At 72.3% G+C, this 20,602-nt stretch carries 24 protein-coding genes; 19 read left to right on the top strand and 5 right to left on the bottom strand.

Annotated elements, in window-relative coordinates:
- The first annotated feature begins 257 nt into the window (after positions 1-257).
- The 5 genes from OG226_RS26370 to OG226_RS26350 all read left to right on the top strand — a co-directional run bounded on the left by OG226_RS26370 (position 258) and on the right by OG226_RS26350 (position 5,304).
- Positions 258-818 carry an RNA polymerase sigma factor gene (locus OG226_RS26370; protein ID WP_328681032.1) on the top strand — a complete coding sequence of 187 codons (561 nt, stop codon included), beginning with the start codon at positions 258-260 and terminating at the stop codon, positions 816-818.
- Positions 815-1,654 carry a zf-HC2 domain-containing protein gene (locus OG226_RS26365; RefSeq protein ID WP_329350205.1) on the top strand — a complete coding sequence of 280 codons (840 nt, stop codon included), beginning with the start codon at positions 815-817 and terminating at the stop codon, positions 1,652-1,654. Before OG226_RS26370 ends, OG226_RS26365 begins: the two co-directional genes overlap by 4 nt.
- 64 nt (positions 1,655-1,718) lie before the next feature.
- Positions 1,719-2,528, top strand: coding sequence for an ABC transporter ATP-binding protein (locus OG226_RS26360; protein WP_328681034.1), 810 nt, complete (start codon positions 1,719-1,721; stop codon positions 2,526-2,528).
- Positions 2,525-3,952 (top strand): hypothetical protein, encoded by a 1,428-nt coding sequence (locus tag OG226_RS26355; RefSeq protein ID WP_329350204.1) that lies wholly within the window; start codon positions 2,525-2,527, stop codon positions 3,950-3,952. The genes OG226_RS26360 and OG226_RS26355 overlap by 4 nt, the downstream gene beginning before the upstream one ends.
- A 758-nt stretch (positions 3,953-4,710) precedes the next feature.
- A complete protein-coding gene (locus tag OG226_RS26350) occupies positions 4,711-5,304 on the top strand; it encodes a hypothetical protein (protein WP_329353520.1) in 594 nt (197 codons plus the stop codon).
- Between the two features lie 29 nt (positions 5,305-5,333).
- Here the strand turns inward: OG226_RS26350 and OG226_RS26345 are convergent, their stop codons facing one another.
- Together OG226_RS26345 and OG226_RS26340 are read right to left on the bottom strand one after the other, a co-directional pair.
- Complete coding sequence (locus OG226_RS26345; RefSeq protein ID WP_329350203.1) at positions 5,334-6,086, bottom strand: hypothetical protein; 753 nt, start codon at positions 6,084-6,086, stop codon at positions 5,334-5,336.
- A complete protein-coding gene (locus OG226_RS26340) occupies positions 6,079-6,672 on the bottom strand; it encodes a SigE family RNA polymerase sigma factor (RefSeq protein WP_328681038.1) in 594 nt (197 codons plus the stop codon). The genes OG226_RS26345 and OG226_RS26340 overlap by 8 nt, the downstream gene beginning before the upstream one ends.
- 158 nt (positions 6,673-6,830) lie before the next feature.
- On the opposite strand from OG226_RS26340, the gene OG226_RS26335 reads away from it, so the two are divergent.
- The 7 genes from OG226_RS26335 (at position 6,831) to OG226_RS26305 (ending at position 13,083) form a co-directional block, all read left to right on the top strand.
- On the top strand, positions 6,831-7,961 hold the full coding sequence (locus OG226_RS26335) for a sigma factor-like helix-turn-helix DNA-binding protein (protein WP_329350202.1): 1,131 nt from the start codon (positions 6,831-6,833) through the stop codon (positions 7,959-7,961).
- Positions 7,958-9,655 carry a transglycosylase domain-containing protein gene (locus OG226_RS26330; protein WP_329350201.1) on the top strand — a complete coding sequence of 566 codons (1,698 nt, stop codon included), beginning with the start codon at positions 7,958-7,960 and terminating at the stop codon, positions 9,653-9,655. Before OG226_RS26335 ends, OG226_RS26330 begins: the two co-directional genes overlap by 4 nt.
- Before the next feature lie 89 nt (positions 9,656-9,744).
- Positions 9,745-10,068 (top strand): hypothetical protein, encoded by a 324-nt coding sequence (locus tag OG226_RS26325; protein WP_328681041.1) that lies wholly within the window; start codon positions 9,745-9,747, stop codon positions 10,066-10,068.
- 166 nt (positions 10,069-10,234) lie between these two features.
- Entirely contained in the window at positions 10,235-11,377 is a 1,143-nt protein-coding gene (locus OG226_RS26320) for a lactonase family protein (RefSeq protein ID WP_328681042.1), read from the top strand.
- 139 nt (positions 11,378-11,516) lie between these two features.
- Entirely contained in the window at positions 11,517-12,101 is a 585-nt protein-coding gene (sigK, locus tag OG226_RS26315) for an ECF RNA polymerase sigma factor SigK (protein WP_328681043.1), read from the top strand.
- Positions 12,098-12,334: a hypothetical protein gene (locus OG226_RS26310; protein ID WP_328681044.1), complete on the top strand. Its 237-nt coding sequence runs from the start codon at positions 12,098-12,100 to the stop codon at positions 12,332-12,334. The genes sigK and OG226_RS26310 overlap by 4 nt, the downstream gene beginning before the upstream one ends.
- The gene (locus OG226_RS26305) at positions 12,331-13,083 is read left to right on the top strand and encodes an anti-sigma factor (RefSeq protein ID WP_329350200.1); all 753 of its coding nucleotides are present in this window, start codon (positions 12,331-12,333) and stop codon (positions 13,081-13,083) included. The genes OG226_RS26310 and OG226_RS26305 overlap by 4 nt, the downstream gene beginning before the upstream one ends.
- A gap of 10 nt (positions 13,084-13,093) precedes the next feature.
- Here the strand turns inward: OG226_RS26305 and OG226_RS26300 are convergent, their stop codons facing one another.
- Genes OG226_RS26300 through OG226_RS26290 form a run of 3 tightly spaced genes read right to left on the bottom strand, consistent with a single transcriptional unit; the run spans position 13,094 to position 14,687 of the window.
- Complete coding sequence (locus OG226_RS26300) at positions 13,094-13,453, bottom strand: hypothetical protein (RefSeq protein ID WP_328681046.1); 360 nt, start codon at positions 13,451-13,453, stop codon at positions 13,094-13,096.
- Positions 13,450-14,106, bottom strand: a complete 657-nt coding sequence (locus OG226_RS26295) for an Asp23/Gls24 family envelope stress response protein (RefSeq protein WP_329350199.1) — start codon at positions 14,104-14,106, stop codon at positions 13,450-13,452. Before OG226_RS26295 ends, OG226_RS26300 begins: the two co-directional genes overlap by 4 nt.
- Positions 14,103-14,687 carry an RNA polymerase sigma factor gene (locus OG226_RS26290; protein ID WP_328681048.1) on the bottom strand — a complete coding sequence of 195 codons (585 nt, stop codon included), beginning with the start codon at positions 14,685-14,687 and terminating at the stop codon, positions 14,103-14,105. The genes OG226_RS26295 and OG226_RS26290 overlap by 4 nt, the downstream gene beginning before the upstream one ends.
- 181 nt (positions 14,688-14,868) lie before the next feature.
- Here OG226_RS26290 and OG226_RS26285 point away from each other — a divergent pair, with 181 nt between their 5' ends.
- The 7 genes from OG226_RS26285 to OG226_RS26255 all read left to right on the top strand — a co-directional run bounded on the left by OG226_RS26285 (position 14,869) and on the right by OG226_RS26255 (position 20,509).
- A complete protein-coding gene (locus OG226_RS26285) occupies positions 14,869-16,461 on the top strand; it encodes a molybdopterin-dependent oxidoreductase (RefSeq protein ID WP_328681049.1) in 1,593 nt (530 codons plus the stop codon).
- A 74-nt stretch (positions 16,462-16,535) separates the two neighbouring features.
- On the top strand, positions 16,536-17,180 hold the full coding sequence (locus OG226_RS26280) for a fasciclin domain-containing protein (protein WP_329350198.1): 645 nt from the start codon (positions 16,536-16,538) through the stop codon (positions 17,178-17,180).
- Between the two features lie 139 nt (positions 17,181-17,319).
- Positions 17,320-17,826 (top strand): Asp23/Gls24 family envelope stress response protein, encoded by a 507-nt coding sequence (locus OG226_RS26275; RefSeq protein WP_329350197.1) that lies wholly within the window; start codon positions 17,320-17,322, stop codon positions 17,824-17,826.
- A gap of 62 nt (positions 17,827-17,888) precedes the next feature.
- Complete coding sequence (locus OG226_RS26270) at positions 17,889-18,074, top strand: hypothetical protein (protein WP_328681052.1); 186 nt, start codon at positions 17,889-17,891, stop codon at positions 18,072-18,074.
- A complete protein-coding gene (locus OG226_RS26265) occupies positions 18,071-19,054 on the top strand; it encodes a DUF6286 domain-containing Asp23/Gls24 family envelope stress response protein (RefSeq protein ID WP_329350196.1) in 984 nt (327 codons plus the stop codon). Before OG226_RS26270 ends, OG226_RS26265 begins: the two co-directional genes overlap by 4 nt.
- The gene (locus tag OG226_RS26260; RefSeq protein ID WP_329350195.1) at positions 19,054-19,638 is read left to right on the top strand and encodes a hypothetical protein; all 585 of its coding nucleotides are present in this window, start codon (positions 19,054-19,056) and stop codon (positions 19,636-19,638) included. Before OG226_RS26265 ends, OG226_RS26260 begins: the two co-directional genes overlap by 1 nt.
- A complete protein-coding gene (locus OG226_RS26255; protein WP_328681055.1) occupies positions 19,628-20,509 on the top strand; it encodes a YihY/virulence factor BrkB family protein in 882 nt (293 codons plus the stop codon). The genes OG226_RS26260 and OG226_RS26255 overlap by 11 nt, the downstream gene beginning before the upstream one ends.
- The last annotated feature ends 93 nt before the right edge of the window (positions 20,510-20,602 follow it).

The following is a 20,602-nucleotide window of genomic DNA, read 5'->3' as shown; positions in this document are numbered from 1 at the left end:
GACAGTACCCAGCGATGGTCCCTGCTTCCGGCTCCCGGCCATCTCGGAATGATCAAATCTCACCCGTCACCTGGAGATCGGCACGAGCCGGGGCATCGCCCCGAAGACCACGGTGCGGACAGCACGGTGCCCGTCGTTCCCTTCGCAGCGTCACACTCGGCCGCTCCCCCACCCCCGCCCCCGCCCCCGCCCCCGGCAATGTGACGGGGCTCACGCCACACAGAAAACCTCCGCCCCCCGCCCCGCGTCTAGCCGGTGTGAGAGCAGTCAGGAAGGCACACGGTGAGCTGGACGAGGAGCGTCTCGTGCGGCTGGTGGCACGGGGGGACCGTGCGGCGTTCGACGAGCTGTACCGGCGTACCGCGCCGTGGATGGCCGTACGGCTGCGCCGGCGCTGTGCCGACGAGCAGATCGTCGCCGAGGTGATGCAGGAGACGTATCTGGCGGTGTGGCGGGCGGCCGGGGCGTTCGCGGGGGCCTCGGTGGGCGGTACGGCCGTCGGATGGCTGTGGACGATCGCGGCGCGACGGCTCGTCGACGCCTTCCGGCGCCGGGCCCATCACGCCGAGCCGCCACCGGCCGCCGCTTCCGCCGACGCCGCACCCGGCGCCGAGGAGGAGGTGCTCGCGGCGACCGTCGGCGGCGACGTCGGGGACGCGCTGCGCTGTCTCGCGCCGGAACTCCGGCAAGTACTGCAGGCGTTGGTGCTCGACGGACTGTCCGTCCGGGAGACCTCCGTCCTGCTCGGACTGCCCGAGGGCACGGTCAAGACCCGTGCGCGCCGGGCCAGGATCGCGATGCGGAGGGCGCTGACATGAGCGTGGAACATGCGTCGACCCGGATCATCGACAGCTACGCGCGCGGCCTCGGCGGCGACGACCTCACCGCCGACGAAGTGTGGGCCGTAGAAGCCCATTTGGAGACGTGCGGGGTCTGTCGGGACCGGCTCGCGGCGGCCGTTGCCGCGGATGTGCCGGACGTGGCGGCGCTCGTCGGAAGGGTGTGGGACGGGCTTGGGCCTCGGCTGGACGGGCCCGTGTCGCGGCGGCGGTATCGGTCGGTGCGGGTGTCGAGCTGGCTGACGCCGGCGATGGTGCCGTGGCTGGGGATGGTCGTGAGCGTCACCCTGCTCGCGCTGCTGCTCGATCTGGTCGGGGGCGGCTACGAGTTCGGGGTCGGCCGGGTGTCGCTGGTGTTGTTGCTCGCGCCGGTCCTGCCGGTGCTCGGTGTCGCGGCGTCCTGGTCACAAGGGCTCGACCCCGCCTACGAGTTGACGGCTTCCGTGCCGAGGGCCGGGCTTCAGCTGGTGTTGCGGCGTACGGCGTCCGTGATCGCCGTGGTCGTTCCGGCGCTGCTCGTGGGTGGCTGGGCAACGGGGGTGCCGGGGGTGACGGCCGCGCAGTGGCTGCTGCCCTGTCTGGCGTTCACCTCTACGACCCTGGCGCTCGGCGGTGTTGTCGGGGTGACCCGTGCCGCCGTGGCGGTGGTCGGCGTATGGGCCGCCGTGGTTCTGGCACCGACCGTGGTCGCCGACCGTGCGACCTTCGCGCTGCAGGCGGGCGGGCTGGCTGTGTGGGGCCTGGTTCTCGCGGTCGGCGTCGGGGTCGTGGTCGTCCGCCGGGGCGCGTACTCCGTGCTGGGGGCCCACCGGTGACCGGCGAGAGATCGATGAGAAAGGCCATAAGGCCATGGGGGATTCCGTTGGAAAGGACCATCACATGATGCCCGCGGTGAGCGCGGCCGACATCGCGCCTACGCCCTACGCCTGGGAGATCCGGGCCACGGGGTTGAAGGTCAGGGTCGGTCGGAAACGGATGGCCGTCGACGGACTGGATCTGTCGTTGGGGACCGGTGTGCACGGGCTGCTCGGCCCCAACGGAGCCGGAAAGACCACCCTCATACGGGCGTTGGCCACCGTGCTGCGGCCCGCAGAGGGGACCTTGGAACTGCTCGGCGAGTCCGCGGGCGGGATGGGTGAGCACCGGGCGCTGCGGCGGCGGATCGGCTATCTGCCGCAGGAGTTCGGCTACTACAAGCGGTTCACCGTGCGTGAATTCGTCGAGTACATGGCCTGGTTGAAGGAAGTGCCCAAGGCGGAGATCCCCGGGGCGGTCCAACGGGCCGTGGAACGGGTGGGGTTGGCCGACCGGGCCGACGACCGGATGAAGGCGCTGTCCGGTGGCATGGTGCGCAGGGTCGGGATCGCGCAGGCCATCGTCAACGACCCGGCGATCCTGCTGCTCGACGAACCCACGGCCGGGCTGGATCCGGCCCAACGGCTGCGGTTCCGGGAGCTGTTGCAGGAGTTGGGCGCGGACACGTGTGTGGTCGTGTCGACCCATCTGGTCGAGGACGTCGCCGCCGCGTGCGGTGATGTGGTGCTGTTCGCCGAGGGGCGGCTGGTCTTCCAGGGCACCCCGGACGAGCTGGCCGCGACGGGTGGTCCCGAGCAGGTGGGCGACAGCCCGTTGGAGCGCGGCTACTCGGCGCTGCTGTCGGACCCCGAGCGGGAGAGGGGCTCCTGGTGAACGGCCGTGTCCCGCGCGTCGACGTCAACTTCCGTGTCCTGCGTACCGAGTTGAGACGTTCCGTCGCCCCCTGGGCCGGCGGCGTGATCCTGACGAGCGCGCTGGCGTTCCTGTACCTGGTGAACGGCAGCTGGTGGACCGGCACCACGGCGTGGACGGCCCAGTGGACGTCCCTGGCCCTGTGGTCCCGGAGCCTGCTGTTCTATCTGTGGCCGCTCGCCGTGGGGTTCGGGGCGTTGCAGGGTCTGCGCGACCACCGTTCGAGGATGGTCGAGCTGCTGACGAGCACACCGCGTCCGGCCCGGCACCGCGCGGCCGTACCGGCGGGCGCGACAGCGATCACACTGGCCTCGGCCTACGCCCTCCTCATCCTGGTCGGCGGGGTCCAGGTACTCGCCAACACCGCCTACACACACGCCGGTTGGCTCCCGATCTCCCTCGTGGGAGCGCTGTTCCTCGTAGCGGGGGCCCTGCTGGGCATGGGCGTCGGCCGGGCCCTGCCGTCCGCGCTCACCCCGCCCCTGCTGGCCATGAGCGCCTTCGCGTTCACCGCCCTCATGCACCTGTCGCTCGGCCGGACGGCGACGACCGACCCGGCGGGGGGATTCCCGATCACGCATCCGAACCGCGTCTCCCTCCTGTCACCCGAGGTCGACGAGGTCCACAGCGCCCTCGTCACGCTCTCCGCCTCCGTGCACATCGGCCAGACGATCTGGGTCCTGGGCATGGCCACGACCGGCTTCGCCCTCCTGATCGCCGCGACCCGGCGCACCCGACTGCTCGCCCTCACCCCGGTCCTGGCGGGCGCGGTCCTCGCCCTGCTCGTCCTCCCGTCCGACCCGAGCCGGATGTACGTCGTCGACAGGACCGCCGCGGAGCTGGTGTGCGACGGCCCGGTGTGCGTGACGAGGACCCACGAGGACCGGCTCGCCGAACTGGCCGGTCCCGGCAAGGAAGCGCTACGGCTGCTGCGTGGCGCGCTGGGTGGACGGGCACCGGTCTCGGCGCGGGAGAACACCGCCGTGCAGGCAGAGGGTTCCACGCCGAAGTGGTCCCGCACGACTGTGCTGTTCGACTTCGACGACGACCTCGTCACGGCGGCGAAGGGCAGGGACCAGCTGACCTGGTCCCTGCTCGCCAAGGGCCTGGTCCCGGGCTGCACCCCGACCGGCTGGAGCAGCTTCGGCGACGACCAGTACGCGCAGGCTGTCGCGCTGGGGTGGGTCCTCGGCGAGCTGAAGCCCCTGCCCGGCCTAACGGCCGGAATGCGCGAGGATGCCGACGCCAAGGCCCGCCCGGTGTGGAACAAGCTCATGGCGCTTCCGCGGGGTGAGCAGGTCTCGCGGATCAACGCGATGCGGGGCGCTGCGCTGGCTTGTACGGGGGATCCGTTCGAGGTGTTGTCGGGGCGGGGGGCTCGGTGAGGCGGGGCCGGAAGGCGGATGTCGGGAAGCCAGGTGCCGGGGGAGTGCATCCCGGTGAGCCAGGTGCCCAGGAAATGGATACCGGGAAGGCAACTGCCGGGGAGGTGCCTCCCGGTGGGACGGGTGCCCGGGACATGGGTGCCGGGGAGGTGGGTCTCGGGGAGATGGGTGCCGGGGAGGTGCCTCCCGGTGGGGCGGGTGCCCGGGACATGGATGCCCGGGAGGCAGGTCCCGGAGAGGTACGTCCCGGTGGGACGGGTGCCCGGGACATGGATGCCCGGGAGGCAGGTCCCGGAGAGGTACGTCCCGGTGGGACGGGTGCCCGGGACATGGATGCCCGGGAGGCAGGTCCCGGGGAGGTACGTCCCGGTGGGACGGGTGCCCGGGACATGGGTGCCGGGGAGGCACGTCCCGGGGAGATGAGCGCCCGGGACATGGGTGCCGAGGAGGCACGTCCCGGTGAGACGAGTGCCGAGGAGACAGGCGCCGAAGAGGTGCCTCCCAGCGGGACGCGCGCCCGGGACATGGATGCCCGGGAGACAGGTCCCGGAGAGATGAGCGCCCGGGACATGGGTGCCGAGGAGGCACGTCCCGGTGAGACGAGTGCCGAGGAGACAGGTGCCGGAGAGGTACGTCCCGGTAGGACGGGTGCCCGGGACACAGGTGCCGAGGAGGTGCGTCCGGTGAGGTGGGTTCCAGGGAGAAGCGGCCCGGTGGCGTGGGGGCCGGTGCCATGGGTGCCGAGGAGGTGGGTGCCCGTGCGTTGGCTGACGCTGTACGCCCGCTCGCGCCAAGTACCCGCGTCACTCGCCGCGTTGATGATCAGCGCGGCGGCGATGAGGACACTCACCGGCGGCAGCGGCCAAGAGCCCGGTGATCCACGGCTGCCCGTGCTCGTCCTCGCCACAGGCGTGATGGCGGCCTCGGTCGGGCTCAGCGGTCAGGACCTCGCGCTGGACCGGACCGCCGCGATCCGCTGGGTGCCGCGCAGAGCGGCGCATGTGCTGCTCGCCGGTGCGGTGGTCGCGGCGGTGCTGCTGGCCGTACAGATGACGGGCACGCCCGCGGGCAGCACCCAGTTCATGGCCGGCACCGAGTTCGTGGTGCGGAACAGCGCGGGCCTGACCGGGCTCGCCGCCCTGGGCGCGGCGCTCTCGGGCGGACAGTACGCGTGGACGCTGCCGTTCGCCTGGCTGTCGTTCACGTTCTTCGCCCCGGCCGCCACGAGTACGGCGATGCGGGTGGCGACCTGGATGCTGTTGCCGGCCGGAACGGTGGAAGGTACCTGGACTGCCCTGCTGCTCCTGGGAGTTGGCACCGCGGCGTACGCCTTCGCCGGACCGAGGCGGTAAGAGGCGGTGAGCGGTGGGTTTCCCGATGGTCATCCCGGCGTCGCGGACACGGCACCGGTGACCGAGAGAACGCTCCCGATCTTCGCGTCCTCGTAGAACCACTTCGCGTCGGCCGAGCCCAGACCGATCCAGCCGGCGCGGGTGTCGTCCTTCCCGGTGCTCTTCTCCTTGGAGGAGGAGGCGATGCCGACGTAGACCGGTTCGTCGTCGGTGTCGCGCAGTTCGACCGCGACCGACACCTCCGTGGTGTAGGCGACTCCGCCGGGCAGGTCGGTGACGGTGACCACCTTGGTCTCGTGCTTCCTGTAGACGGTCAACGGGCCTGCCAACGTTGAGCTGTCGGGGAGACCGGAGGTCATCGGCATGATCCGGCGCCCCACGATCAGGACCCGCTTGCCGACGACGACCGTGCCGGTGACGGGCCCGCGCGGTACGGGAGTTGTCACCTCGGGGGAGGTGACGCGGGGCGACGGGACAGGGTCGGCGTGGGTGGCGGCCGGGACTTGACGCTCGTCCCTCTCCCCCACGGAGTGCGTGAGACCCACGGTCAACGCGAAGGCGACCCCGGCGCAAGCCACCGCACCCGCGCCCAGCACACCCGCCGTCCGACGGCGCCCCCGACGCACCGCACGACGACGGACCGCGGCGCCGGAGAGCACCGGGAAGGCCTCATGGCGAGCCGCCAACTCACGCAGAGCGGCGGAGAGTTCGGAGTCGTCGGAGATTTCGGCGGCGGGGAGTCCGGCGGCGGGGACTCCGTCCTCGGAGAGTTCGTCAGACACGACCACTCTCCTTCCGAACCGACGCGCCCGCCTTGCCCGTGCTACCCGCGCTACCCGCGCTACCCGTGCCGCCCGCCCCATCAGCCCCGCCGGCTCCGTAGGCCCCATCGCCCTCGTCAACCACCAGATGCTTCGCCAACGCCGCCCGCCCCCGGTACAACCTGGCCTTGACCGTCCCCACAGGCGCCCCCGTGTCGGAGGCTATCTGCTCGACACTCACGTCACACAGATGGTGCAGGACGATCACCATCCGCTGCGCCTTGGGCAGTTGGCGCAGCGCGGCGACAAGTGCCGTGTGATCAGGGTCGGGTCCCGGCACCGACCCGGGCGGCGGAGTGCGGCGCACCAACTCCAGCCAGCGCCTGGCCCGGCGCCAACGGCTCACGGCCAGCCGCATGGCGACCGTACGGATCCACGCCTCGGGCGCCTCGTCCGCGAGAAAGTCCCCGCGCCGGTCCCAGGCCCGTACGAACGCCTCCTGAACCACGTCCTGTGCCTCCTCCCTGTCACCGGTGAACGCCGAGAGCTGGCCGGTCAGACGGGGAAACGTGGCCGCGTAGAAAGCGTCGAACTCGTCCTCGGTCATGACCTCACCGGAGTCTTGGAATTCCCGTGCAACCTGACCGCCCTCGCCGTGCGTACAGGTCCCGATGGCCGCGTCCTCACCACACGCCTCACAGGAAAGACGACAAACACGCGTCCCTGGATCCACTTCCCCCACAGCCGTACCGGAGGAACCCCGAAGTGCCGCACTCCCCCGACGACTTCACCGCGTACGCCCACGCGAGCCTGCCCCAGCTGGTCACCACCGCCCACCTGCTCACCGGCACCCCCGGCGACCGCCGCGAGGCGACCGAGCTGGTGCGGAGAACCCTGGTGAAGGCGTGCGCCCGGTGGCGCCGAATACCTCGGGCCGACGTGGACTTCTACGTACGACGGTTCCTGGTCAAGGAGTACCTGCGCGGAGCACGGGGGCGGTCGCACCGCCCGAAGGCCCAACGGGCCGTGCTCGTGCTGCTGCACTGGGAAGGCCTGCGCGAGGCGGAGATCGCCCAGTTGCTCGGCTGGTCCGCCGGTGCGGTCAAGAGCCGGGCCCGGCGTGGGCTGGCGCTGTGCGGAGGTGACGAGGAGCGGCTGCGCAGGGGCTTCGCGGAGGCCGCCGCCGGGGTCGTCCCGTCCGCCGTCCCGCTCGATGCCGTCGAACGACGCGGCCGAGCGCTACGACGGCGCCGTAGCGGAGCAGTCGCGGCCGCCTGCGCACTGCTGCTCGGGCCGGGGGTCGTGTTCGGCGCGGACCGGTTCATGGGCGGCGGCTCCACGGACGGGTCGGGCGGAGGCGCCACCGCCGTGGCGCAGAGCCCGATCAGGATCGTCGCGCCCGGCGAACGGGTGGACGCCGTACCGGGCGTACAGGTCTGGCTGACCAGCGACGGCAAGCACTGGTCGACGCCGGAAGCGCCGAACCAGTTCCTCGGCCTGACCGACACCGGTGCCGAGGACACCTACCGGAACAAGTACCAGGACAGGTACGAGCAGGAGACGTACAAGTACGGGAGCGGCACGAAGGTCGGCGTCGAGAGCGGGAAACCGACCGTCTCCGTACAACCCGACCCGCTGAACAACACCTCGTACTTCCTGTCGGGCCTGTACCGAGGCCTGTCCGCCGACCCGGCCCGCGTCGAGGTCACGGTCGACGGCCGAAGGATCACCGGTACGGTCCTCACGCTGGCGGGCAGCCCCGGCTGGGGCGTCTGGTACGCGCGCACACCGCTGACGCAGCGGGAGTTGAAGTCGAGTTCCGTCGACGGCGGCCCGACCGTCACGGTGTACGACGCGTCCGGCAAGGCCGTCGCACGGGGCGGGGCGGCCGAGTGAAGCACCGCATCCGCACCCGTGCCCGCGCCCAGCTGCGGCGCATCCCGCTCCGCCTGCGCCTCCGCCGCACCCGGGGCCGCCTGCTGCGCCGACTGCTCATCGCCGTCCTGCTCCTGATCACGGCGCTCTGCACGGCGGCGGTCGTCGCGTACCGCCTCACGGACATTCCCGAACCGCACCCGGAAACGGTCACGCAGAGCACGGTCTTCGTCGACGACAAGGGCTCCTACCTGGGCCGACGCGGACCGGTCGACCGCCAGGAGGTACCCCTGTCCCAGGTACCGCGCTACGTCCAGGACGCGGTGATCGCGGCCGAGAACCGCTCGTTCCGCACGGACGACGGCGTCTCGCCACGAGCCATCACCCGCGCGGTCCTGGCCTCCCTCACCGGCGGCGAACACCAGGGCGGTTCCACCATCACCCAGCAGTACGTGAAGAACGCCCTGCTGAGCCCGGAACAGTCCCTGTCCCGCAAGGCGCGCGAGGCCCTGATCGCGATCAAACTCGACCGCACCCGGTCCAAGGACGACATCCTCGCGGGCTACCTCAACACGGTCTACTTCGGCCGGGGTTCGGCCGGCATCCAGGCAGCCGCCCGCAACTACTTCGGCGTGGACACCCGAAACCTGACCGTCTCCCAGGGCGCCGCGCTCGCGGCGATCGTCAACATCCCGTCGTACTACGAGAAGGCGGGCTCCGACCCGAAGGTGACCGCGACCCTCAAGGCACGCTGGGCATGGGTACTCGACGCGATGGCGACAAGCGGCGCCATCACGCCGAAGCAACGCGCCGACGCCACCTTCCCGGCCTTCCGCTTCTACCCGCCGGGCACGACCGAGGGCCAACGCCAGTACATGATCGACGTGGCCGCACAGGAGGCCGCCGACCGACTCGGCATCACCGAGGACCAGTTGGCCCGCGGCGGCTACACCGTGCACACCACGTTCGACCTGGCGCTGCAGGACGCCACGACGGAGGCGGTGAAGAACCTCAAGACCGGCAAGACCGGCAAGGACGCCAAGGGCACGACCCTGCACACGGCGGTCGTGGCGATCAAACCCGGCGACGGAGCGGTCCGGCTCCTGTACGGCGGCTCGGACTACGCCCGCCAACCGTTCAACGACGCGGTCGGCGGCGCCGTGGAAGCGGGAACGGCCCTGGACCCCTTCGGCAAGGTCCTCCTCGGCGCCCCCCTGACCGACCTCCGGAAGACCGCCGCACCCACCCCGCTGAAGCTGGCCTCGGCCTACGCGACGGTGGCGGCGAACGGCGTGTACGCGACCCCGTACACGATCACGAAGATCACCCGGGACGGCCGCCGGATGTACACGGCGCACCCCAGCACACGACACCTGCTGGACGAGCGGGACGTGTTCACGGTGACCGCGCAGATGTCGAAGACATTCCAAGCGGCGGTCCCTTCGACCCCCATCCCTTCGACTCCCGTCCCCCGGAAGATCCCGACCCCCCAGATCTCCTTCACCGCCGGAGCGGGCGGCGGAATCACCCGCCGAACCATCTGGTCCACCACCCAGGACTCCCAACTGACCCTGACAGTCGCCCTCTTCGCCGACCGCCCGGGCAAGAAGAAGAACACGACCGTCCCCGCCCAGCTCCCCAACAACCCACCACCGACCGAGTCCGCGGAGGAGACGGCGGCCCAGATCTGGCAACTGGCCACGGCAGGGCGGTGATAGGCGGGAGCCTCTCCACCCTTGGATAGAGACCCTCCTCCTCCGCCGCGTCGACGATTCGTCGTCGGCCCGGCGGAATGCTTACGGACATGGACCTGGACATGGACATCGCTTCGCTCACCGTCGTACTCAGTGTGATCGTCGTCGTCTCGGCCTCGGTCCTCATCGCCTTCAATGAACCGCCGCTGTGGGTCTACGTGGTGAGCTGCGCGGGGTCGTTCCCGTTGAGCGGCGCCCTGTTGCGGCAGGCCGCCTTCGCGTCCGTCATCGAGGACGGTTCGGCCGCCGCGTGGGGGCTGCGGCTGACCGTCGCCTTCACCGTCGCCGTCGTACTGAGCTTCCTCTTCGGCAAGGACAGCCGCACGGGTGCCGGGAGCACCACCCGGCGGGCACGGCGGTTCGGCGTCCACTGATCCGTGCTCCCCATGGCCTTCTTACGAACCTGGGACGTCGACCCGGAGTGCGGCTTATGGCCGTTTCGTCCCTCCGCTTTCGGTCTAGCGTTGCGAATCGTCCGGCGACGAGCGTGAGAACCCCGCCGGCCCCAATTCCCCTTCTCCACAAGAGGAGTACGCACCCATGACCCTCGCCACCCGCACCGTCGCCACAGGCGCCGCCCTCGCCGCGGCCGCCCTCTTCGCCGCGCCCGCCGCCGTCGCCGCCGACGCGCACCACGGCCCCGCCTCCCTCGCTCGACACAGCGGCAGCGCAACCGTGTTCGTGCAGAGCGACAACACCGCCGCGAACACCGTCGTGGCCTACGCCCGTGCCGCCGACGGCACCCTCGCCCAGAAGGGCGTCCACCCCACCGGCGGCAAGGGCGGCATGCTGGCCGGCACCGTCGCGGACCACCTGGCCTCGCAGGGGTCGCTCGCCTACGACCGGCACCACCAGCTGCTCTACGCCGTGAACGCGGGCAGCGACACCGTGACCGTCTTCGCGGTGCGCGGAACGCACCTGCGGCGGGTGCAGGTGATCTCCAGCGGCGGGAGTTTCCCGGTCGGCGTCACGTTCCACGGGAACCGGGTCTACGTCGCCAACACGCTCGGCGGCGGTTCCGTACAGGGCTTCGTGCGGACCGGCGAACGGCTGGTGAAGGTTCCGTCCTGGCACCGCGACCTCGGTCTGGACAAGGCGGCTTCGGCCGTCGGGCAGATCTCCTTCACGCCGGACGGTTCGAAGCTCGTCGTCACCACCAAGGCCTCGGGGCAGAGCATCGACGTCTTCCCGGTCGGCGGGGTGCACGGTGGTCCGTCCGCGCGGCCCGTGGTGACCTCGACCCCCGGTGCCGTGCCGTTCGGGTTCGCCTTCGACTCCGCCGGGCGGATCCGGGTGACGGAGGCCGGGACGAACTCGGTGGGCACCTTCACGGTCGGGCGTGACGGCAGACTGACCGCGAAGGGGACGGTCCCGACGGGCCAGACCGCCACCTGCTGGGCGGTGACCGCCGGCGACGACCTCTATGTCTCGAACGCGGCCAGCGGCACCCTCTCCGGCTACCGGGTCGGCTCCGGCGGCGGGCTCACCGCACTCGGCAACACGGCCACCCACCCCGGCACGGTGGACGCGGCGGCCTCCTCGGACGGCCGGTACCTGTACGTCCAGACCGGCGCCCAGGGCACGGTGGACGAGTTCCGGGTCGGCCCGCAGGGGGCACTCACCGCGATCGGCTCGGTCGTCGTACCCGGCGCCGTCGGCGGCGAGGGCATCGCCGCGGGCTGACCGGCACCGGGGCCCCCGCACCGCGGCGGGCCCCGGACCCGTACCCGCTCTCCCCGTCCTTTCGTTGGCACCGCATCCAATCCAAGGTCCCGGCGGGAACGGATTACGCCCGGACATGTCCCGACCGCGGAGGCCCTCGGTGAAAGAAGCAGTGCAGATCGGCAGAAACCCGGCCGCAGGGCCCGACCTGGAGGAACTGGTCGGCCGGGTGGCCCTCGGGGACGAGGACGCCTTCGGGGGTGTCTACGACGCCGTGGCGGGGCCGGTGCTGGGTGTCGTGCGGGCGGTGCTGCGCAACCAGGCGCAGTCGGAGGAGGTGACGCAGGAGGTGCTGGTGGAGGTGTGGCGGACGGCTCCCCGTTACCGGCGCGACCGGGGCACCGCCGTCAACTGGATCCTCACCCTCGCGCACCGCCGGGCGGTGGACCGGGTGCGCTCGGTGGACGCCGCGGCGGCCCGCGACCACAAGGCCGCGCTGCTGGACCAGCTCCCCGAGTACGACGAGGTCGCCGAGCGCGTCGAGGCCCGGCTGGAACGCGAACAGGTACGACGCTGCCTGCGCACGCTGACCGAACTCCAGCGCCAGTCCGTCACGTTGGCGTACTACCGGGGCCTGACCTACCGCGAGGTGGCGGAGGCGCTGGCACTGCCGCTGGGCACCGTGAAAACCCGACTGCGCGACGGCCTCATCCGCCTCCGCGACTGCCTGGGGGTGACCGCGTGACGACCACCGCCCCCTGCCTGCCGACCAGCCCGAACGCCGCACCCACCCTGCCCGCCCGCCCGGAGACCAAGCGCACGACCACCACCGACCTGCACCAGCCGACCACCCCACCCGCGCCGCACACCCTGCCCGCCCGTCCGGAGACCGACCGCACGACCACCACCACCCCCCACCACCAGACCGGTCCGAACGCCGCACCCACGCCGACCGACCACCCGGGGGTGACCGCGTGACGACCGTCGATCTGCACCGGCTGACGGGTGCCTATGCCCTGCACGCGCTGCCGGACGAGGAGAGCACGGCTTTCGAACGACACCTCGGGGGGTGTGAACCCTGTGCGGAGGAGACCGCCGAGTTGAGCGCGGCCGCCGCCCGTCTGGGACTCGCCGTCGCCGTGACGCCGCCGACCGCGCTGCGCGAGCAGGTGCTGCGCCGGATCACCGCCGTCCGCCAGGAGACCCCCGGCAGGCATCCCCGGAACCGCACCGCACCGGCCGGCCCGCGGACCCGTACGCTCTCCCGCTGGGCGCTCGCCGCCTGTCTCGCGGGGGCCACGGCGCTCGGCGGTACGGCGGTCTGGCAGCACCAGCGGGCCGAGGACGCCCGCGACCGGGCGCGTCAGGCCGTGCAGGCGTCGGACGAGATCGCCGCCGTCCTGGCCGCACCGGACGCCAGGACCCGGGCCGCCGGACTGGCCGGGGGTGCCACCGGGACCGTCGTCGTCTCGCACGGTCGGGACCGGGCCGTGTTCGTCGTCTCCGGGATGACCCGGCCGCCGGGCGGCAAGGTCTACGAGCTGTGGTTCGACGACGCCGGGACCATGCGGTCGGCCGGTCTGATGAACCCCGCCCGCACCGACCAGGCCGTCCTGCTCCGGGGCACCGTCGACGACTCGTCCGGCATGGGCATCACCGTCGAACCGGCCGGCGGTTCCCCCCACCCCACCTCCGCCCCGCTCGCCCTGCTGACCTTCCCGACCTGAGCCGGGCCGGTCAGACGAGCCCCGTGACCGTCACGGTGACCCGGGGCGCGGACCGTGCCGGTGCCAGGGTGTCCAGGTGCCGTTCGACGGTGTCCCGGACACCGCGTGCCACGTCCACGGTCCTGGCCCGGCGCAGCGCGACGACGTGGATCTCGACCCGCCAGGGACCGTCACCGTCCGGCGGAGTCATCCGCACCCCGGCGGGCGCCGCTCCGGGCCGCGGCACCATCGACCGCAGCCGGTCGGTCAGCCCCGGCCGGAGAAAGGCGACCCCGGAGACGCCCTCGACGGCCGTGGCGACCTCCGCGGCCAGCGTCGCGTGCGCGGGCCGGCCGTACGGCGCGGAGTCCTCGAAGTGCTGCGCGGTCATGCCGTACCGCCTTCCTGATCGTCATCGTCATCGTCACCGTCGGCGTCGGACATCGGCGTGGACACGAGATCCGTCACACGGATGTCGACTGCCGTGACGCCCATGCCCAGTTCACGGTCCGCCGCCTCCCACACGCGTTCGCGGACCCGGGCGGCGAGCTCGGGCAGCGGGGCGTCGGCCGGGGCGTGGATGTCGAGGCGGACCTCGACCGCGCCGTCGGCACCGTCGCCGTCCCCGCCGTAGCGGAGCCGGCAGGAACCGGCCCGGACGCCCGGGACCGACTCGGCCGCCGCACGCAGTGCACGTGCCGCGACCGCCTCCATGATCCAGAGGTCCTCGGCGGGTTCACCGAGGGGCAGCGGGCGCCCCGGGCGCAGTTCGAGGCGTACGACGTCCATGATCCGCCGGGTCAGCGGCTCGGTGTCGTAGGCGGAGGCGGTGGTGTCCGTCTCCGCCTGGAGGCCGCGCACCACGGACTCCAGGTCGTCGAGTCCGCGCACGGCCTGGCGGCAGTGCGGGCAGGTACGGAGGTGCGGGTCGTCCGTGCCTCGCTCCCAGTCGTCCCAGGTCCGCGACAACAGCCGTCCGCAGGGCAGGAGTTCGTCGTCGGCCTGGGCGGGCGTGGTGTTCGGCTGGTCGGTGCGGTCGGTCATCGCCAGGCCCCCAGTGCTTGGGTCAGAGATCGGCGGGCGCGGAACACCCGGGCGCGGACGGCCTCCTGGCTGATGCCGACCGCGTCCGCGATGAACTCGTAGGAACGGCCGTCCAGTTCGCGCAGCACCCAGCACGCGCGCTGTTCGGCCGAGAGGAGGTCGAGGGCGGCGCGCAGTTCACGGACCGCGTCGCGGCCCTCCGCGATCCGGGCCGGGGAGGAGGTGTGTTCGGCGGCGGCCACGTCACCGGCCGCCTCCAGCGATGCCACCGGTCTGCGCGAACGCAGCACGTTCAGGCAGCGGTTGGTGACGATGCGGTACATCCAGGTGCCGAAGGCGGAGCGCCCCTGGAACTCCGGGAGCCGTCGCCAGGCGCTGAGGAACGCGTCCTGTACGGCGTCCTCGGCCTCCGCGCCGGTACCGAGCAGGCTCGTGGCGAGCCGGATCAGCGCGGGGGCGTGCCGGTGCACGAGCACGGCGAAGGCGTCCTCGTCCCCCTCCGCGGCCCGGACCGCCAGCAGGGCGTCATCGGTCTCGGCCCGGGTGTCCGGTGGTGCGTCGGGTGTGCGGGGCCCCGCCACTGGGCGGCTCCTCTCGTCCGGTCTGTCTGCGGGTTGGACACGGCCGCGCGGCGTCTGTGACGCGCGTGCGCCCGTTTCTTCTCCTTCCGGAGCCGAAGGGGCCGCGGATGGGTCGGAAAGGGAAATTCATCCGATCGGGCGGGCGACCAATCCTCACCCCATTCGGTGTCGGATTCCCCCCGTGACCGAGAACGAGAAGAAACCAGCCACCGCACTGCTGCTGCCGCTCGCCGCGCTCAGCGGCGTACTGGCGGGTCTCGCCGCGCTCGCGGTCGCCGAGGCCGTGGCGGGCGGGGTACGTCCGCAGGCCGGGCCGGTCGTCGCGGTCGGGGGCGCGGCGATCGACCGTACGCCCGCCGCCGTGAAGGACTGGGCGATCCGCCATTTCGGCACGAACGACAAACTCTTTCTCCAGCTGGGAATTCTCGCGGTACTCGCGCTTTTCGCGCTGGCCCTGGGAATTGTCGCGCTGCGATTCCGGCGTACGGGGGCGGCCGGTGTGCTGCTGTTCGGAGTCGTCGGCGCCCTCGCGGCGACCGGCCGCCCGGATTCCACCGGGATCACGGACGCGCTGCCCTCCGTGGCCGGCGCCGTCGTCGGGGCCGTGGTGCTGTACGTCCTGGTCGGCCGGCTCCGGCCCCGGGGCGCGGCCGACCAGGACGCCGTGGCGCCGCCCGGTGCGGGATGGGACCGGCGCGGGTTCGTGATCGCGGCGGGTGCCGCCGCCGTCGGATCCGCCGGTGCCGGGCTCCTCGGCCGTTCGCTGAGCGGCGCCGGCGGCCGGGACGCGGTCGCCTCCCGCCGGAACCTGGTCCTGCCGGCGCCGGCCTCCCGGGCCCGGGCCGTACCGAAGGGCGCCCGGCTGCGCGTCCCCGGCGTCAGCCCCTTCGTCACCCCCAACGGCGACTTCTACCGCGTCGACACCGCCCTCGTGGTGCCGAAGGTCGATGCCACGACCTGGCGGCTGCGCATCCACGGGCAGGGCGTACGACGCCCTCTCACCCTCACCTTCGACGACCTGCTGCGGCGCGAACTGGTCGAGCGCGACATCACGCTCACCTGTGTGTCGAACGAGGTCGGCGGCCCCTACGTCGGCAACGCGCGCTGGATCGGCGTACGACTGGCCGATCTGCTGGCCGAGTCGGGCGTGAAACCGCCCTCCGAGGGAGGCCCCGCCGACCAGTTGGTGGCGCGTTCCGTGGACGGCATGACGATCGGCAGCCCGGTCGAGGACGTGATGGACGGCCGTGACGCCCTCCTCGCCCTCGGCATGAACGGCGAACCGCTGCCCTTCGCGCACGGCTTCCCCGTCCGCATGGTCGTGCCCGGCCTGTACGGCTTCGTCTCGGCCTGCAAATGGATCAAGGACATCGAGCTCACCACCTTCGACGCCTACGACCCCTACTGGGTCAAGCGCGGCTGGGCCCGCCGGGCGCCGATCAAGACCGAGTCGCGGATCGACACCCCGAAGCCGTTCGCCCGGCCGAAAACGGGGACGGTGATGGTGGCCGGGGTCGCCTGGGCCCAGCACCGCGGCGTCGACAAGGTCGAGGTCCGCGTCGACGACGGCCCCTGGCAGGAGGCCCGGCTGGCCGCCGAGGACACCCGCGACACGTGGCGCCAGTGGTCCTTCCCCTGGCAGGCGACCAAGGGCGGCCACACCCTCACCGTCCGCGCCACCGACCGCACGGGCGTGGTGCAGACCGACAGACGGACCAAGACCATCCCCGACGGCGCGAGCGGATGGCACTCCGTGGTCGTGACCGTCGACTGACCTCACCGTCCACCCACCCTTTCCACCCCCGCGTACCGGCGCCCGTCGTCGTACCGATCGCAAGGAGTACCCGCATGAACACCCGTATCCGCCGTACCGCCGTCGTCCTCGCCGCCGCGGCCGTGCTGCCGGTGGCCCTGAGCGCCTGCTCCGACAGCGGCAGCGACTCCGCGAAGTCCGACGCCTCCACCAAGGCGTCCGCCACCGACAACAGCATGAGCGGTTCCGACGCCACCACGGCCGACCAGCCCTTCGGCACCGGCTGCGCGGCCGTCCCGAAGAGCGGTTCCGGTTCCTTCGACGGCATGGCGCAGGACCCGGTGGCCACCGCCGCGTCCAACAACCCGGCGCTGTCCACCCTGGTCGCCGCGGTGAAGAAGGCCGGGCTGGTCGACACCCTCAACAACGCCCAGGGCATCACGGTGTTCGCGCCGACCAACGACGCCTTCGCGAAGATCCCGAAGGCCACCCTGGACAAGGTCCTCGCCGACAAGGCCCAGCTGACGAAGATCCTCACGTACCACGTGGTCGGGCAGAAGCTCACGCCCACGAACCTGGAGAAGGGCTCCTTCGACACCCTGGAGAAGTCGAAGCTCACCACCTCCGGCTCCGGCGAGTCGTACACCGTCAACGACTCCGCGAAGGTCGTCTGCGGCAACGTCAAGACCGCCAACGCCAACGTCTACATCATCGACACGGTGCTGATGCCCACCAGCTGACGGTCGGCCGACGGCCCGAAGGATTTCCCGTGCCCGCCGCGTCACAGACGCGGCGGGCACGGGTCTGAAGAAGTGAGAGCACATCGGCAACCACGAACCGGCGAACGCGACAGAAGAAGCAGCGAAGAGAGGGCACACCATGACCACTCAGACAGCACCGCTAGCCACCGACGACCGGACCGGCACCGGCCGTACCGGCAAGGACCCGGCCACCACCGCCGTCTCCGGCGGAACCACCGGCGCCGACCAGCCCGCGGCCGACCGCGGTCGTACGTCGATCGCCGATGTCGTCGTGGTGAAGGTGGCGGGTATCGCCGCCCGGGAGATCCCCGGCGTCCACGACATGGGCGGCGGCCTCTCGCGGAGCATCGGTGCCGTGCGCGACCGCGTACCCGGCGGCCGGCCCAACGTGGGGCGCGGGGTCAAGGTCGAGGTGGGCGAGCGGCAGACGGCGATCGATCTGGACCTGGTCGTCGAGTACGGGGTGTCCGTGATGGACGTGGCCCAGGACGTGCGGGAGAACGTGATCTCCGCGGTGGAGCGCATCACCGGTCTTGAGGTCGTCGAGGTGAACGTCACCGTCAACGACGTCCATCTGCCCGACGACGACGAGCCCGCGCGCACCGGCGAGGCCCGGGTGGAGTAGGGCGGCCGGTCGAGGGCACGGGCAGGAGTGGTGGATCGGGTGACAGGTGGAGGTGGACGGGCATGAGCACAGCGTTCGTCGGGATGATCGCGGGCATGGCCCTGGCGTTCGCCGGCTGGTTCGGCGGCTTCGGCGCCTTCCTGCTCGTGGCCGCGCTCGGCGGCCTGGGCTGGGCGGTGGGCCGGTGGTTCGACCGCGGCGGCACCGTCCAGGACGTACGGGACGCGTTCGACCGGAGCCGTCGATGACCAGCGCCCCAGCCGAGGCCGTACCCGCAGCCGTCCCCGCACCCGCACCCGCCGCGCAACGGGGCACCACCACCGTCTCGGAGCGGGCGGTGCGCAGGATCGCCGAGCGGGCGACCGCCGAGGCGCTGCCCGGCCGTACGGCCAGGGCGGCGGCGACCGTACGGGGCGGAAGGGCCGAGGTGTCCCTCGGGGTGACGCTCCCCTATCCGGCCCCGCTGGCCGACGGCGCCCGGGACGTCCAGCGCCATGTGCTGGAACGTACGCGGGAGTTGACGGGTCTGGACGTGGCGACCGCGCGTGTCGGCGTCACCTCGCTCGCACCGCCGAGGTACTCCCGCGCTCCGGTGTTCCCGGCCGAGGAGACCAACTCCCCCGGCACACCCCGGCGTTGGTGGTCCGCGCGCCGGACCCCGGTCGCCCTGCTCACCTCGGTGGCCGCCCTGGCCTGCGGTGCGCTCGCCCTGGATCTGATCCAGGTGCACACCGCGCACCGGGCGGCGGCGGCCTGGCGGGTCTCGGCGGTGCACTGGCTGTCCGGGCACGGGCCCGGCGACCCGGCCGTCGTGATCGCGGGCGGGCTCACGGCCCTGCTCGGCGTCTGGATGATCGTGCTCGCCCTCACCCCGGGTCTGCGTCACCGGTCCACCGTCCGCACGGCGGACGGGCGCGTCGACGCCGCCGTGGACCGCTCGGCGATCGGGTCCCTGGTCCGTGACTCGGTGGGCGACGTGCCCGGCATCACGGCGGTACGGGTCCGGGTGCGCCGCCGGCGGATCACCGTACGGGCGCGACTCGCCTTCGGCGACCGGGCCGGGGCGCACACCGCGGTCACGGCAGCCGCCCGCGCCGCCGTATCCTCCTGTCGGCTGCGCCGCGCACCCCGGGTACGCGTCACCGTCACCCCGGAACCGGTGTGGCAACCACCCAAGACACCCCCCGTACCCACAACCACCCCTGCGGCCGAGGAAGTTGACCAGTGATGCGCACCGCCCGCACGGCCGTCAACCGAACCGCCCTCGGCACGGGCGGACTTGTCCTCCTCCTCGCCGGTGCCCTGCTCGCCGCCACGGACCGGACCGTCGCGCGCCGGTTGCCGGCCTGGTGGCCCGACTCCCGTACGAATAACGTGCTGTTGGAGCCGGGCCGGCTGGCGCAGCTGCGGAGCGAGGGCTGGTGGACGCCCACGGTCATGGCCGCGTCGATCGGGCTGACCCTGCTGTTCGCGTACTGGGCTCTCGGGCAGCTGCGTTCGGGGTCGGGGCGGCGGATGGCACTGCCCTCTCCCGGCTGCACGGTACGTCCGCAGGCGCTGGCCGAGGCGGTGACGGCGCGGGCGACGGCCGTCCCCGGTGTCGCCCGCACGCATGCCCGGGTGCTGCCCCGGCGCGGGCGCCGCCTGGAGCTGGAGCTGCGGGTCTGGCTGGACCCGGACACCTCCCCGGACGCCGTGCTGCCCGCCCTGCGCGCGGTGACGGCGGAGGCCGAGGGCGCGGCGGCCCCGTACACGACCCGCACCCGGCTCCGGCTGAGTACCGCCTCGCACCGGGCGCCCCATGTCCGCTGAGTCGTACGTCGGCCGGGTCCGCAGGATCGCCGGGTTCCGGCCGCCGGCGGCCTGGTGGCCGGCGCTGCGCCGCACCCCGGTGTCCCTGTGGAACGACGACATCTCGGACTACGCGGCGGCGCTGACGTACTACGCGATCCTCGCGGTACTTCCCGCCATGCTGGCCACGGTCATCGCGTTCGGCATGATCAGCCCGGACACGGCCGAGGAGTTCGTCACCCACGTCACGGCGTACGCCCCCGCCGACTCCGGTACGGAACTGCACGCGGCCCTGACCCACGTCCTGCGCACCGACCGGACGGCATGGCCCCTGCTGGTGGCGGGCAGCGTCAGCGCGCTGTGGTCGTCCACGAGCTACCTCGCGGTGTTCCGCCGGGCCCTGCACCGTATGCACGGCACCCAGGACCGGCGCTCGCCCTGGCGCAAGGCGCCCCGCATCGTGCTCACCGCGCTGGTGCTGCTGGGCCTGCTCCTCGTCGGTTCGCTCACGCTGCTGCTGACCGGCCCGCTCGCGGAGGCGGTCGGGCGGATGGCCGGCGTGGACGAGACCGCGGCCTGGGCCTGGGACCTGCTGCGCTGGCCGGTCCTGCTGTGTCTGGTCGCGCTCCTGGTCGTGGTCGTCTTCCACACCGGCCCGGTGGGCGCCCGCCGCCGTAGCCACAGCCTGCCCGGCGGCGTACTGGCCGCCGCCCTCTGGCTGATCGTCTCCGCCGGCTTCTCGACGTACGCCACGACGCTCGGCGCCTACAGCAGGCTCTACGGCTCGCTCTCGGGCAGTGTCGTCTTCCTGATCTGGCTGTGGCTGTCGAACCTCGCGCTGCTCAGCGGAGCCCAGTTCGCGGCGGAGCTGTCGAAGACCCGCGAGGCGTGACTAGGGCCGGACTTCGCCACGGCCGTCACCGAAGATACGCGCGGCGACAGGCGGCACGCCGACATCCTGCCAGGTGAGCGCCGTGCGAGACCG

Origin of the sequence: Streptomyces sp. NBC_01261 (assembly GCF_036226385.1) — a bacterium.
Lineage (GTDB): Bacteria > Actinomycetota > Actinomycetes > Streptomycetales > Streptomycetaceae > Streptomyces.
This window is presented reverse-complemented; position numbering and strand designations above follow the sequence as displayed.

Coding starts and splice junctions, on each gene's coding strand:
- OG226_RS26365 (WP_329350205.1), top strand. CDS start 815: ATGAGCGTGGAACATGCGTCGACCCGGATCATCGACAGCTACGCGCGC.
- OG226_RS26360 (WP_328681034.1), top strand. CDS start 1,719: ATGATGCCCGCGGTGAGCGCGGCCGACATCGCGCCTACGCCCTACGCC.
- OG226_RS26340 (WP_328681038.1), bottom strand. CDS start 6,672: ATGACCGAGGACGAGTTCGACGCTTTCTACGCGGCCACGTTTCCCCGT.
- OG226_RS26325 (WP_328681041.1), top strand. CDS start 9,745: ATGGACCTGGACATGGACATCGCTTCGCTCACCGTCGTACTCAGTGTG.
- OG226_RS26320 (WP_328681042.1), top strand. CDS start 10,235: ATGACCCTCGCCACCCGCACCGTCGCCACAGGCGCCGCCCTCGCCGCG.
- OG226_RS26300 (WP_328681046.1), bottom strand. CDS start 13,453: ATGACCGCGCAGCACTTCGAGGACTCCGCGCCGTACGGCCGGCCCGCG.
- OG226_RS26295 (WP_329350199.1), bottom strand. CDS start 14,106: ATGACCGACCGCACCGACCAGCCGAACACCACGCCCGCCCAGGCCGAC.
- OG226_RS26280 (WP_329350198.1), top strand. CDS start 16,536: ATGAACACCCGTATCCGCCGTACCGCCGTCGTCCTCGCCGCCGCGGCC.
- OG226_RS26275 (WP_329350197.1), top strand. CDS start 17,320: ATGACCACTCAGACAGCACCGCTAGCCACCGACGACCGGACCGGCACC.
- OG226_RS26270 (WP_328681052.1), top strand. CDS start 17,889: ATGAGCACAGCGTTCGTCGGGATGATCGCGGGCATGGCCCTGGCGTTC.
- OG226_RS26265 (WP_329350196.1), top strand. CDS start 18,071: ATGACCAGCGCCCCAGCCGAGGCCGTACCCGCAGCCGTCCCCGCACCC.
- OG226_RS26260 (WP_329350195.1), top strand. CDS start 19,054: ATGCGCACCGCCCGCACGGCCGTCAACCGAACCGCCCTCGGCACGGGC.
- OG226_RS26255 (WP_328681055.1), top strand. CDS start 19,628: ATGTCCGCTGAGTCGTACGTCGGCCGGGTCCGCAGGATCGCCGGGTTC.